Annotated in this window: 13 protein-coding genes and 1 riboswitch; of the genes, 6 read left to right on the plus strand and 7 right to left on the minus strand. The window is 45.5% G+C overall.

Features of this window, described 5'->3' with window-relative positions; all coding sequences use genetic code 11:
• Nucleotides 1–29 precede the first annotated feature (29 nt).
• The 5 genes from B4033_RS13090 (at nt 30) to ftsW (ending at nt 5,156) form a co-directional block, all read left to right on the plus strand.
• A complete protein-coding gene (locus B4033_RS13090) occupies nt 30–290 on the plus strand; it encodes a FeoA family protein (RefSeq protein ID WP_004810128.1) in 261 nt (86 codons plus the stop codon).
• Nucleotides 287–2,143 carry a ferrous iron transporter B gene (gene feoB / locus B4033_RS13095; protein ID WP_286834580.1) on the plus strand — a complete coding sequence of 619 codons (1,857 nt, stop codon included), beginning with the start codon at nt 287–289 and terminating at the stop codon, nt 2,141–2,143. Before B4033_RS13090 ends, feoB begins: the two co-directional genes overlap by 4 nt.
• 36 nt (nt 2,144–2,179) lie before the next feature.
• The gene (locus B4033_RS13100; RefSeq protein WP_004896377.1) at nt 2,180–2,431 is read left to right on the plus strand and encodes a DUF6587 family protein; all 252 of its coding nucleotides are present in this window, start codon (nt 2,180–2,182) and stop codon (nt 2,429–2,431) included.
• A 161-nt stretch (nt 2,432–2,592) separates the two neighbouring features.
• The gene (gene murD, locus B4033_RS13105; RefSeq protein ID WP_286834581.1) at nt 2,593–3,939 is read left to right on the plus strand and encodes a UDP-N-acetylmuramoyl-L-alanine--D-glutamate ligase; all 1,347 of its coding nucleotides are present in this window, start codon (nt 2,593–2,595) and stop codon (nt 3,937–3,939) included.
• Nucleotides 3,940–3,959: 20 nt separating this feature from the next.
• Nucleotides 3,960–5,156 carry a putative lipid II flippase FtsW gene (ftsW, locus tag B4033_RS13110; protein WP_286834582.1) on the plus strand — a complete coding sequence of 399 codons (1,197 nt, stop codon included), beginning with the start codon at nt 3,960–3,962 and terminating at the stop codon, nt 5,154–5,156.
• Here the strand turns inward: ftsW and B4033_RS13115 are convergent.
• The 7 genes from B4033_RS13115 to B4033_RS13145 all read right to left on the minus strand — a co-directional run bounded on the left by B4033_RS13115 (nt 5,145) and on the right by B4033_RS13145 (nt 11,904).
• A complete protein-coding gene (locus tag B4033_RS13115) occupies nt 5,145–5,405 on the minus strand; it encodes a zinc ribbon domain-containing protein (RefSeq protein ID WP_004896373.1) in 261 nt (86 codons plus the stop codon). The two genes, ftsW and B4033_RS13115, sit on opposite strands and share 12 nt — an antisense overlap.
• 49 nt (nt 5,406–5,454) lie before the next feature.
• The gene (gluQRS, locus tag B4033_RS13120) at nt 5,455–6,402 is read right to left on the minus strand and encodes a tRNA glutamyl-Q(34) synthetase GluQRS (protein WP_103799975.1); all 948 of its coding nucleotides are present in this window, start codon (nt 6,400–6,402) and stop codon (nt 5,455–5,457) included.
• A 2-nt stretch (nt 6,403–6,404) separates the two neighbouring features.
• Nucleotides 6,405–6,932, minus strand: a complete 528-nt coding sequence (dksA, locus tag B4033_RS13125) for an RNA polymerase-binding protein DksA (protein ID WP_004810113.1) — start codon at nt 6,930–6,932, stop codon at nt 6,405–6,407.
• Nucleotides 6,933–7,142: 210 nt separating this feature from the next.
• Entirely contained in the window at nt 7,143–7,955 is an 813-nt protein-coding gene (gene cpdA / locus B4033_RS13130; protein WP_103799976.1) for a 3',5'-cyclic-AMP phosphodiesterase, read from the minus strand.
• 5 nt (nt 7,956–7,960) lie between these two features.
• Entirely contained in the window at nt 7,961–8,584 is a 624-nt protein-coding gene (locus B4033_RS13135) for an NUDIX domain-containing protein (RefSeq protein WP_004896367.1), read from the minus strand.
• 75 nt (nt 8,585–8,659) lie between these two features.
• Nucleotides 8,660–10,555: a phosphomethylpyrimidine synthase ThiC gene (gene thiC / locus B4033_RS13140; RefSeq protein WP_004810108.1), complete on the minus strand. Its 1,896-nt coding sequence runs from the start codon at nt 10,553–10,555 to the stop codon at nt 8,660–8,662.
• 86 nt (nt 10,556–10,641) lie between these two features.
• Nucleotides 10,642–10,772: riboswitch (TPP riboswitch) on the minus strand.
• Between the two features lie 91 nt (nt 10,773–10,863).
• On the minus strand, nt 10,864–11,904 hold the full coding sequence (locus B4033_RS13145; RefSeq protein WP_048881739.1) for a hypothetical protein: 1,041 nt from the start codon (nt 11,902–11,904) through the stop codon (nt 10,864–10,866).
• 293 nt (nt 11,905–12,197) lie between these two features.
• Here B4033_RS13145 and B4033_RS13150 point away from each other — a divergent pair, with 293 nt between their 5' ends.
• Nucleotides 12,198–13,541, plus strand: a complete 1,344-nt coding sequence (locus tag B4033_RS13150; protein WP_286834585.1) for a TolC family outer membrane protein — start codon at nt 12,198–12,200, stop codon at nt 13,539–13,541.
• The last annotated feature ends 383 nt before the right edge of the window (nt 13,542–13,924 follow it).

Raw genomic sequence — 13,924 nt, forward strand, 5'->3', positions numbered from 1 at the left:
CTGTACAAAATAGTTTAGGAATTTTCGCGGTGCGTTTGTCGGATTTGAAAGTGAAGCAAACAGCTATCATTCGAAAGGTTAATCGAACTACTGATGGCGAGGGCGCTCAACACGATGTCGTGGCGAGTCGCCTGGAAACGTTGGGTTTTGTGCCTGGCACAGAAGTGCAGGTCATTACCAAAGGTATTTTTGGTGGGGATCCGATTTTAATTCAGGTCGGTTTTACCCGTTTTGCCCTGCGTAAGTCAGAGGCAGCCAAAATTGAAATTGAAGCTGGAGTGTCGGCATGAGTGATGCCTTAAGTATTGCCCTTGTCGGTAACCCTAACTGTGGTAAAACCTCATTATTCAACCATTTAACAGGTACGCGTCAAAAGGTCGGCAACTATGCCGGAGTGACAGTAGAACGTAAAGTCGGTCACTTTACTTTGCCATCGGGCAAGGCTGTGCGTGTACTGGATTTACCGGGGACTTATAGTCTGGATGCTACCAGTCCGGATGAAGCGATTACCCGTGATGTTGTACAGGGCAAAATTGCAGATGAAGAACAGCAGGATGCATTCCTGTGTGTGGTCGATGCCACCAATCTGAAACTGCATCTCGGTCTGGTTCTGGAAATGATCCAGCTCGGCCGTCCAGTGTTACTCGTTCTGAACATGATGGACGAAGCACGCCGTCGTGGGATGCAGATCAATACCCAGAAATTGTCCGAGCGTTTAGGTGTACCCGTTGCTGAAACGGTTGCGGTGCGCAAGTCAGGTGTTGAAAACCTGATGAATGCACTGGATCAGGGAAAATATGCTATTCCAGAGATTGAAATGACTGGCTTAAGCGGTGACAGTCATCACAAAGTTGAAAGCATCCTGAAAGATGTGGTGAACTTTGTAGATCAGGAAGACAAGCGCACCGATTTTCTGGATAAAATTTTCCTGCATCCGGTACTCGGTCTGCTTAGCCTAGCGGTGATGATGTTCGTGATCTTCCAGGCGGTATTTGCCTGGGCGGCACCCTTCATGGATGGGATTGAAACCTTCTTCGGCTGGCTCGGTGAGGTAGTCGGAGACAACATTGCCCATCCTTTGCTGAATAGTCTGCTCGTAGATGGGATTATTGCCGGTGCCGGCGGCGTTGTGGTGTTCCTGCCACAGATTCTGATCCTGTTCTTCTTTATCTTGGTATTGGAAGAATCCGGTTATCTGCCACGTGCTGCATTCCTGCTGGATAAATTGATGTACAAAGCCGGCCTTTCTGGTCGTGCCTTCATTCCATTGTTGTCAAGCTTTGCCTGTGCAATTCCGGGCATCATGGCGTCACGTACCATCAGTGATCCACGTGACCGTTTGACCACAATTTTTGTAGCACCCTTGATGACCTGTTCGGCTCGTCTGCCGGTATATGCATTGCTGATTGCTGCATTCATTCCATCACAGTCGGTCTGGGGTATTTTTAACCTGCAAGGCCTGGTTCTGTTTGCTCTATATATGGCGGGCATTCTAAGTGCGCTGATTGTTTCGTTTGTGTTGAAGTTTTTCAGCAAAGACAAATCAGAGCATATGCTGCTAATGGAACTACCAAGTTATCGTTTTCCAGATATCAAGAACGTCTGGATTGGTCTGCTGGATCGTGGCAAGATCTTCTTGAAGCGTGTGGGTGGCATCATCTTCGCATTGTCGATTCTGCTGTGGTTCCTGTGTACCTTCCCGCAACCGCCTGAAGGTGCCACGTTACCAGATATTGATTATTCCTTTGCAGGGATGATTGGTCATTTTATCCAGCCGATCTTTGCACCGTTGGGCTTTAACTGGCAGATCTGTATTGCGCTGATTCCAGCAATGGCAGCTCGTGAAGTGGTTGTGGCCGCACTGGGTACAGTTTATGCCTTGTCAGCAGTTGATGAAGATGCGATGTCTGAAGGGCTTGCAGCTTTGATTAGCGGTGGCGGTGAATTAGGCTGGACACTGGCAACCGGTTTATCGTTACTAGTTTGGTTTATCTATGCACCACACTGTCTGGCAACTCTGGCAACAGTAAAACGTGAAACAGGTTCATGGAAAACTGTGGGCTTTATGACAGTTTATCTGTTTGGTCTGGCATATATCATGTCATTCCTGACTTATCAGATTGCTTCACACTATTTCGGTTAATATTGACTGAAACAGCACAGTGAAGGGGAGATTGAGATGATTGAAATTCTGATTGTGACGGCACTGGTGCTTTGGAGTGCAGTGGTGGTATTTAAGAAGGTATTTCCGAATACTTCACGCTCGGTCTTCCTGAAGCTATCCAATGCTTGTGAAGCCCAAGGCTGGCATAAGCTGGCGAAATGGTTAAAACCTGCGATGGCCAGCGGTTGTGGAGGCAATTGTGCCTGTCCGGCATCCGAGCAGCCAGCAGAGAAAAAGCCTGCTCAGCAAGCTGTGAAATGGAAATAATTTTCCAGCAAAATTAAAAGTGAAAAAGCCATCATTTTTATGATGGCTTTTTTATGCAATATACAAAAAAATCTGCAGAAAGATGAAACAGAAAAAGCATTCAAAACGGCAAAGTGCTAACATTTCAAAAGTTTCAAATTAGACCAGAACATGAGGCAAAAATGTTAATACAACGTGGTGGACTTAAGGTCGTTGCAGGACTTGGAATTTCAGGTGTTGCAGCAGTCAATTTCTTACATGACAAGGGCTACCGCGTTGCAGTAACAGACTCCAGGGCAAATCCACCGGGGCATGACCAGATTCCTGCCGAAGTACAAACCAGCTTTGGTAAATTTGACCAGGAATTATTGCTCTCAGCAGAAGAAATCGTCATCAGTCCGGGGCTTGATCCGAAACTTCCTGAAATTCAGGCAGCGATTGCCAAAGGTATTCCGGTAGTGAGTGAAATCCAGATTCTGCGCCGTTCTACCGATAAACCCATTGTTGCGATTACCGGTTCAAATGCCAAAAGTACCGTCACCACATTAATTGGCCTGATGGCCGCAGATGCAGGTAAGAAAGTGGCCGTTGGTGGCAACCTTGGCCGTCCTGCGCTGGATCTGACCAAAGATGATCCTGAGCTTTATATTTTAGAGCTTTCAAGTTTTCAGCTGGAAACCACGTCGAATCTGAATGCTGAAGTGGCAGTCGTGCTGAATATGAGCGAAGACCATCTGGATCGTCATGGTGACATGATGGGCTACCACACAGCAAAACACCGTATTTTCCAGGGTGTCAAAAAAGTGGTGTATAACCGCGATGATTCACTGACTCGTCCACTGGTTCCGGATGTAACGCCAATGCAAAGCTTTGGTTTAAATGCACCTGATATAAATCAGTACGGCGTGTTACGTGACACGGATGGCACGATCTGGTTAGCGCGTGGACGCGAACGTTTATTGAAAAGTTCTGACATGTATATTCAAGGCACGCACAATGTCGCGAATGCTTTGGCCTGTTTGGCTTTGGGTGAAGCGATTGGCTTGCCAGTAGATAGTATGCTGAAAACCCTAAAAACCTTCAAAGGGCTGGAGCATCGCTGCGAATTTGTCAAAGAAGTCAATGGTGTGCGTTATTATAACGACTCTAAAGGTACCAATATCGGTGCGACTCTGGCAGCTTTAGACGGTCTAGGTGCGGCGATCGAAGCACAAGGAGGGAAAGTTGCAATCATTCTCGGTGGTGAGGGCAAAGGTCAGGACTTCACTGCTTTACGTAATTCATTGTCTAAATACGCGAAGGTAGCAGTGTTGATTGGTGTAGATCGTCCAATCATTGAAGCAGCAATTGAAGGAACCACGACACTTGTGCATGCGGAAAGCCTGCAGGAAGCAGTAGAAATCTGCCAGAGCAATACCCAGCCACATGATGTCGTGCTATTGTCTCCGGCATGTGCAAGTTTTGATATGTTCTCAGGCTATCCTGAGCGTGGCCGTCAGTTCGTTGCGTATGTCAACGCACTTAATTAAGAACAACAAGGATTCGTGATATGGCTGAGTTTGCTCAGACTGCGATCAATAAAATTACTCAAATCTACGAGCAGTGGCTACCCAAGTTACCCGCTGAAGTTAATCCACGTAATGTGCTGATTTTCTGTGTATTGGCTTTGCTATGTATTGGTTCGATTATGGTGGCATCCGCCTCGATGCCGTATGCAGAACGAATTAATGGCAATGCCTTTCACAACATTACCCGACATGCCATCTCGATTGGGGCTGGGGCAGCAGTCGCCTATGCTACTTATAAGATTCCTTTAAATCGCTGGTTTAACAGTACTTTCTTTTTATGGTTTGTGACCATTCTGCTGCTATTGGCAGTATTGCTGGTCGGTACTGAAGTCAATGGTTCCAAGCGCTGGATTCGTCTTGCTGGCTTTACCTTACAGGCTTCCGAAGTAGCGAAGGTAATGATGGCAATCTTCACCGCAGACTACGTAGTACGTCGTGCTGAAGAGGTACGTAACAAGATTTCCGGTTTGGGACGCTTAAGTATCATCATGGGGGCAACCATCCTGTTGGTCATGCTTGAGCCGGACTTGGGGGCAACCGTAGTCATCACGCTAACCATGCTTGGAGTGTTCTTCCTGGCGGGTGCGCCGTGGAACCAGTTTGGTCTGGCTTTCGGCGTCATTATTGGCGCGTTGATCGCTGCAATTGCTTTTGAGCCATATCGTCTGCAGCGTTTCCTGTCTTTCTCGAATCCTTGGGAAGATCCGCTGGGTACGGGTTATCAGCTATCCAATGCGCTCATGGCTTTTGGTCGTGGAGAATGGACGGGTGTCGGTCTGGGACACAGTATTCAGAAAATGTCTTACCTACCTGAAGCGCATACCGATTTTATGCTGGCAATTCTGGGTGAGGAATTCGGTTTTCTGGGAATTGCGATCGTTCTGATTCTGTCTTTCAGCATGATTGTCTGCTGTATTCGCATTGGTCATCGTGCCCTGAAAAACCATTACCTGCGTGCTGGTTATCTGGCATATGGCATTAGTATTATTTTCCTGTTACAGGTTTTGGTGAATGCAGGCATGAACATGGGCATGCTGCCAACCAAGGGTTTGACCCTGCCATTTATCAGTTATGGTGGTTCTTCGCTGATTATGTGTGCCATGATGATCAGCCTGATTCTCAAGATTGATGCCACAACTCGTGAAAGTAATCCAAGCCGTGAGGAATCAAGCTTCTAGATTAGACTGACGGTTCGAGTCAGGCTGGGCATGGTCGAGAACTGTGCTTGGCATGACCGTACCGCAGTGATTACAGCGCACAAAAGCATCCTTGGCTTTCGACAGGGGAATCAAGGGAATAAAGAATAAGGAAAAATAATTACGCTGCTGTCTCAATTCGTAACCGGCTCGGGTTCGGCACACTGGACATAAGAACTGACTTTTCTCAATGACTTTGGTTTTCGGTCCAACACCAAAAATAAAAAACATAGACTGACTTCCACCTGAATTTTTCTTTAGCTTAAGCCAAAACAGCCCTTTATAAATAGTAGCCTTGTAGCTCAGTTGTGTGTGGAATCCGTTCGATATTCCATTGTGCCACTGCCTGTTTCAGCATTTTTTCCGGAGTATCCAGTTCAACTTCAGCCTGGTGCAAAGCTTTAAGTACCTGTTTTAATAATTGCGGCGCCTGAGTTAAATCCAGTGCTTGCGCCAGATTCTGTTTAGAGAGTTTCTGACCCTGATCATTCATTGCGAGTGGCAGGTGCATATACTGCAGACGAGGGTAGCCGAGCAATTGGCCTAGATAAATCTGACGTTCGGTATTATCCAGCAGGTCCGCGCCACGTACCACATGAGTTATACCTTGCAGGTAATCATCCACCACGACTGCCAGCTGATAGTTAATGATGCCATCACGGCGCTTCAGGACAAAATCTCCCAGATCATGCTTAAGATTAGAGCAATGATGACCTTGCAACGGATCATCAAAACAGATTTCGACATCTTCAACTTTTAAGCGAATCGCCTGATGTTCGAAAGCTAAGCCTAAATCACGGCAGGTATCCTGATAGATATGATTGGAACCGAGCATCTTGCGCGTACATTGGCAGGCATAGACCAGACCCTGCTGACGTAGCTGTTCAATCACACCATCATAAATGTCTAGGCGGTCTTTTTGAAAAATGATTGCGGCATCGGGATCGAAACCAAAGACATCCATGGCACGAAGAATATGATCTTCACTACCGGGATAAATGCGGGGAATATCGGTGTCTTCAATACGAACCAGCCATTGACCCTGATGGGCACGGGCATCGCAGTAGCTGGCGACTGCAGTAATGAGGGAACCAAAATGTAAAGGGCCGGTTGGCGATGGCGCGAACCGACCTGAGTAGCGAGTTAGCGAAACATCGTTTCGCCGCTGCGCATGAGGAGCATGCTCCGCAAGGGAGCTGTGCTCGGCTGAGGAATTCTCAACAGTCACGATTAACCGTTATTTTGCTTCTCTTTGATTTCAGCAAGAGTCTTACAGTCAATACATAAAGTCGCAGTTGGACGAGCTTCTAAACGACGCAGACCGATTTCGATACCACAAGTTTCACAGAAACCGTAGTCATCATTTTTGATTGCTTCGATAGACTGTTCGATTTTGCGGATCAGTTTACGTTCACGATCACGGGTACGTAGTTCAATCGCAAATTCTTCTTCTTGTGTTGCACGGTCGTTTACATCTGGAAGTGCCGTATTTTCGTCTTGCATGGTATTCAGCGTACGGTCAACTTCAGTCATCAACTCAGCTTTCCAAGCCAGCAGAATCTGGCGGAAGTGCTCAAGCTGACCTTCAGACATGTATTCTTCATTTTTTTTCGGTTGATAAGGTTCGATACCAAATAAGCTAGCAGTAGAACCACCTTCAGTCGTTTTTGGCTTAGATTTGCGCACACGTTTTGTAGCTTTTTCATCTACCACATCAGTTTGTTCATCTAAGACTTGATTTTGGTTGTCATTCGCCATTTAGGGCATTCCTCATCATATGCGTAGGTAACTACGCAAAAAACATGGTGATATGCAAATTTTTATCCACCCTGAAGAAGGATTATCCTCCTATGGGGGTCGTCATCATATAGACTTTTTATGCGTTTTGATAGTCTTTGATGGCGGGATTGTAGATATCACGTTTCCTTTAAGAGCAATAAAGTAAAGCAAAAAAAACAAATTGAAAAGTTAATAACCTGAAATTTCAGTATTAATTTTAGCTTGCTTTAAAACTACCCTTTGAATGTAAGTCTGGTACTCACCATTGTCTTTTAATTGTAATACGCGATAGCCGGGCTGTGCCTGGTCTAAGGCAAAATTTTCGCTCAAGGGTTTGAACTGTACACTGGTTGAAGGGGTAGACAGATAGCGTACGCCCTGCCATTTATTTTCAGAATCCTGATGCACATGTCCAAATAGCACCATTTTGACATTGGTATGTCGTGCAATCACATCTTTCAATGCTTCTGAATTTTTCAGCCGATGCTGGTCAATCCAGTGTGATTGCATCGCAAAAGGATGATGATGACAGGCCACGATCACATACTGCTTGCTATGTTCAAGCAATAACTGTTCCAGCTGATCCAGCTGTTTTTGTTCTACCCAGCCATCGACCCGGCCTTTTACAGCACTGTTGAGCAGAATTAACGTCCAGCAACCAAAGCTAATCGCATGCGCTTCATCACTATTTTTATAAAAAGGGAAAATAGCGAGATAATCATCATGATTACCCGGAATCTGATAATGCGGCACATTCCAGGCCTGCATAAATTGTAAGTAACGTTGATAGGTAGATTCTGCTGCAACCTGGGCCAGATCTCCGGTATGTACCACCGCATCAATATGCGGAAAACGGTGCTGAATGTCGTGTACGACCTCTAAAAAGCTTTGCTCCGGATTCATGCGGGCAAATTCAAGCTCAGGCTGGTCCATCAGATGCGTGTCTGAAATCTGGATGAGCGTCCAGACTTTTTCAGATGCAGGAGTAGAGGTCTGTGTCATCTGATCTACTCCTTTGGATAGGCTGTTGAGATATGTTGCTGTAACCATTGTAATGCCATAATGACGGGCGCATTTTTGAGGCGGTTATAACGGAATAATTCTGGAAGGTGGGCATAATCAAAAATATGCAGCTGGATATTTTCCCCTTCATCCGGCATGCCATGTACACCGCCATGTTCAGGCAGTTCTGCCTGAGCCACATAAAGGTGGAACAGTTCAGAGCAGGCACCCGCTGAAGGATAGAAACTATACAGATGTTGCAACTCCTGGATTTCACAGCCAGATTCTTCCAGTGCTTCACGACGGATGCAGTGCTCTGGAGATTCATCACCATCTAAAACCCCGGCGATGATTTCTAACTGCCATGGGGAATCGGTATCATCTAGTGCACCAATACGGAACTGCTCGATCAAGGCAAATTTTTGTTGTTGGTCATTATAAATCAGCACCCCAGCTGCAGGACGCCGCGCAATCAGTTCACGCTGAATCGGAGGAATATATTCCTTGCTCTCAAAAAGACGATGACTCAGCTGCACTTTTTCGACTTTCACGAATCCTTGATACAGATATTCGCGCTGTTGCAGGTCGACATCATTATAGTTATAGGACGCTTGCTGAATAATCTTCATAAATCAGAAAAGGATGAAAACATTTATTTCATCCTATCTGAGTTTTTAGCAAAAACAACTGATTTTCAGTGGGAATTAGACTTTATGATATAAATTTCGACCACTTTCAATGAAGCTGGTTTTCATGCTGTTAAGACCTGCTTCAACCTCTGGATCGAGCTCTGCTGCCTGCTGTGCATTTTTCTGATTATTCGCATAATCCCGCACATTCTGGGTGATCTTCATCGAACAGAATTTCGGACCACACATCGAACAGAAATGCGCTGACTTGTGTGCCTCTTTCGGCATGGTCTCATCATGCATGCTGCGCGCCGTATCCGGATCCAGACTCAGGTTAAACTGGTCTTCCCAACGGAACTCAAAACGGGCTTTGGATAGGGCATTGTCACGTGCCTGTGCACCCGGATGGCCTTTGGCCAGATCCGCTGCATGCGCGGCAATCTTGTAGGTGATGATACCGTCTTTCACATCCTTTTTATTTGGCAGACCCAAATGTTCTTTTGGCGTCACATAACATAGCATCGCGGTGCCATACCAGCCGATCATCGCGGCACCAATGGCTGAAGTAATATGGTCGTATCCCGGAGCGATATCGGTGGTCAGTGGTCCCAATGTATAGAAAGGCGCTTCTTTGCAGACTTCCAGTTGCAGATCCATATTTTCCTTGATCATATGCATTGGCACATGGCCTGGACCTTCGATCATCACCTGTACATCATGTTCCCAGGCACGATGGGTCAGTTCACCTAAAGTACGTAGCTCGGAGAATTGCGCTTCATCATTGGCATCCTGAATACAGCCCGGACGCAGACCATCACCCAGACTGAATGAGACATCATAGGCTTTCATGATTTCACAGATTTCATCAAAGTGCGTGTACAGGAAGTTTTCCTGATGATGGGCCAGACACCACTGCGCCATGATTGAACCACCACGGGATACAATCCCGGTCAGACGGTTCGCAGTCAGTGGGACATAACGTAATAACACGCCAGCATGAATCGTAAAGTAATCCACGCCCTGTTCGGCCTGCTCAATCAGGGTATCTTTAAAGATTTCCCAGGTCAGGTCTTCGGCTACGCCATTCACTTTTTCCAGCGCTTGATAAATTGGCACAGTACCGATTGGCACAGGGGAGTTACGGATAATCCATTCACGGGTTTCATGAATATTCTGACCTGTAGACAAATCCATAATCGTGTCAGCACCCCAGCGGGTTGCCCAGGTCATTTTTGAAACTTCTTCTTCAATCGATGAACCCAGTGCCGAGTTACCGATGTTGGCATTAATCTTGACCAGGAAATTACGCCCGATGATCATCGGTTCGCATTCAGGGTGGTTGATATTGGCTGGAATAATGGCACGACCCGCTGCAACTTCCTGACGCACGAATTCTGGTGTGATTTCAGTCAGGTTTTTCGCACCAAAGTTCTGTCCGGCATGCTGGCGCATATCAACACCTTCACGCTGGCGCAGATTTTCACGGATGGCGATGTATTCCATTTCCGGTGTAATAATGCCTTGCTTGGCATAGTGCATCTGGCTGACATTGTGACCGCGTTTGGCACGACGGGGTTTTTGAATATGTGCAAAGCGGATATTGGCAGTACGAATATCGCGTAGGCGCTGGCGACCAAATTCGGAACTCAAGTCTTCTAGTACTTCGCTATCACCACGCTGTTCAATCCAGCTTTCGCGTACATGCGGCAGACCTTTGTTCAGGTCAATCGTGATTGCAGGATCGGTATAAGCACCAGACGTGTCATACACCATTAAAGGTAGATTTTTTTCACCGCCTAGGCCAGTCGGCGTATCTGTCAGTGAGATTTCACGCATTGGCACCTGAATATCAGGGCGTGAACCTTGAATATAGACCTTGCGGGAAGCTGGTAAAATACGGGTGAGATCTCGAGCTTCCTGCTCATGATGAGCATCGGTTGCGGGAGTGGAGAGATTCGTTAATTGGTTCATGGCAATGATCCTTAGAATGACATCAACGAATCAAGCACGACCAAAAACGCAGGCGGATCTATCTTATAGATAGAAAGAGGGCTTTAAGTTTTTAGAGGCTTGATTCCTACGCAGGTCTTAACCTGATCAGGTTCAACGGTACTCACCATCAAATTGCACTCTAAAAGGCTATTTTGGTGATCTCAGCGAGTGATTACTCGCGCTCCGTCAAGCTCAGGCGATCATATAATAGTTAGGGGATAAAAAGTAGACGTGATTCGCTACTTTCTAGCAGAAATATGCAGTAAAGATTTCAGGGAAAAAGGCTGTTATAAACAGATGGCGTCCCTGAAACAGTCTTTTTTATAGTCTTGGGCTGGCATCTGAATTCCGGAATAATGTGCAATCTGTTCCCAGGTTGAACGGTTCTGATATTCGCTGTCAAGCACCTGTTTGCGCTGCTCTTCATTCATATCCAGAAATTCTAGAAAGCGTTGTGCCTTGGAAGTGATGCCACCTTCATTGCCTTTAGACAGACCGATAATGGTTTCCAGATGGCTATGATCAACGGCATAACGATCCCGATAATCCTGGGAAATTGGCGCACTATTCATGCCATGAAACAGGAAATAATTATATTGCTGTAGCAGATATTCAGCATCCTTTTGGTAAGGGCTTTGCGGAAAACGCTTGAGATAATCCTCCCAGTCCAGAATACGCGCAGCAATTTCAGCAGGTTCAATCATTAAGCGTTGTTGCGTGAATACTGGTTCAAGATTCTGCTGAGATAAAGTTTCAATAAAAGCACGTTCTGCTGCCGGGAGATAAGGTGCAAAGATACGAGCCAAATATTCAGGACTACGACGATAAGTCAGTTGCTGTTCTCCTTGCTCCACCACTTCGACATATGCTTGTCCCTTATGTTTAAGCAGGTACTGGTCACGTGCAGTCAGTTCAACAAAATGACTTTGCTGAATGGTCGGATGTTGAGCCATTTCCAGCGCATATTGTTCAAATGCACGTTGCTGGGCTGGTGTTCTTTCAACTTTCAGGAAACGGCTATACATGGCATTGGCATGACGCATCAGGTTTTTTTGCTGTTTATGCTCTAACAGTGGCAGACACACTTTAAGATTCTGATTGATCTGCTCAAGCGCAAAAGTCGTGCGCTGGTCATCAATTTCAGCCATCTGTTTTTCAATATTCTGGCACATTAGGCTAAAATCTTGAGTTGCAGTATTTTTCTTGACACTGGTTTCAGCAGGCTCAATTTCGACCTGCGGCTGTTTGGGCTGCTGACAGGCAAGCATCAGCAACAGCAACAGGGCAAGGCAGCTGGCAACTAAAATTGAGGAAAAACGTGTAGACACTATAACTCTATGCTCTGATACAAATAATGAATAACAGCGGGGAATGCGCCTATTGTATACATCTTGTGCCAACAGACTGTTTAGTATTGTGAAGCTGTTTGTTAAGCTGTTGTCATCGATTCAAAAATGTGAATCAATATAGGATAAGTTCACTTATTTGAATTAAAAAAATTAATAAAAATCATACGTAAGTTTAGGAATAGACAAGTAATATTTGTATCACTTTAAGATTCAAGCATTTGGCTATATTTCGTTATGTATGACGATACAGCAGTTAGGGATTCACATTATAAATGAAGATAAAATTCATCCTTAGTGCCAGCCTATTGTGTTCAAGTTCTGCCGGATGGGCACTGGACTTGGTTGAGGCGTATGAACGTGCCAAACAAAATGATCCAAACTGGCAGGCCAATGTACTGCAATATGAAGCCGACCAGCTGAATCTTGGAATTGCCAGCGGCAATTTACTTCCAACTGTAAGCCTGTCGGGAAATGTGACCCGAAAAAACCAGTCGACTGATAATTCTGGAACACAAGGCTTGCCTGCGGAATTTGGGGAATTACAGGGTTCAAGTACAACCACCCGACAGATTGCTGTGACTGCGCGTCAACCTTTGTTTCGCTGGGATGCCTGGCAAGGCTACAAGCAGGTCAAAACCTCAGTAGAACTGAGTGAAGTCAATTTGCGTCTGCAGAAGCAGCAGCATATTTTGCAGGTAGCGGAAGCTTATTTTAATGTACTGCGTCAGCAATCCCTGACTGGTGCATATTTGCAGGAAGAGCAGGCGCTGGCTGAACAGTTGCGCATGATGAATGCCAAACTCAAAGAAGGTCTGGTTGCACGCAGTGATGTCAGCGAAGCCAATGCCCAATATCAAAGTGCCCAAGCCAACCGAATCGCCACACAAGTACAGTTGGTGTTGGCACAGGAGCAACTGGCGCAGTTAATTGGTCCTTATCAGGATAATCTGGCGGTCCTACGCAATGATTTCCAGTTCCAGAAACCATTACCAGCCAATATCCAGTCCTGGACCGAACTGGCACAAAGCCAGAACCTGGAAATTCTACAGGCTCGTCTGCAAAAACGTTATTCCGAAGATGCCAAACGTGTTGAAGAAGCAGCACGCTATCCGCAAGTTGAAGCAGTGGCAACTTATGGTTATTTGAAACAGACGCCAGAAACCGTTTTATCTTCTAATGGAGACTTTGATCAGGTCGGAGTAGAGGTCAACTGGAATCTGTTTAGCGGTGGCCGTACCAGCAAGAATATCCAAAAAGCAGGGGTGCTGGTGCAGCGTAGCGATGTCCAGCTGGATGCTGCGATGCGTAGAGCCAATACCGATGTGAAACAGTCTTATCTACAGGTGGAAACAGATGAAGCCAAGCTGAATGCCCGCAAGGCGGCAATGGAATCAGCAGAAATTGTTTCCCAAGCATCCCGAGCACAATATCAGGAAGGGCTGAAAGCTATGGTGGATGTGCTGCTGGCACAGCGTAATGCTTTTTCTGCCAAAACTGATTATCTGAATGCTAAGTATGATTACCTGATTCATGTGCTGCAGTTGCAGGCCTCAGTAGGGCAGCTCAATGAACAGCAGCTAGCGGAAATGAATGCCTGGCTAGTAGAATATAACTAAAATCTAGCAAGCTCTTTTGAATAGATTGCCACCCTACTTTCATTATTGCAGTGCTTTAGGACAGGGGGGATTTCTCTCTAATACGGTTCGATGCAGCGTTAATTTTCTAGGTAAATAAAGCTATAAAGAGATGTCGATTTATAGTAAATTTTTATTATAAATTAATAAAAATGAAATCCTAATTATTTGTTTAAGATAGTGAATCATTTAAATGTTAATAATTTTTAAGCAATAAACCAATGTAAAAGTTACAAAAAATATATTTTTTAATAAAAAATAATACAAAAAAGCGTACAATTGTGCGAAATGTGATCCAATCTCCCTTGAAAGTGTGAAGTAGTTCTTGAATTCACGCAGGCATATTTAATGCAGCAGATATTTAT

The organism is Acinetobacter sp. UBA3132 (assembly GCF_002364825.1).
GTDB lineage: Bacteria > Pseudomonadota > Gammaproteobacteria > Pseudomonadales > Moraxellaceae > Acinetobacter > Acinetobacter schindleri.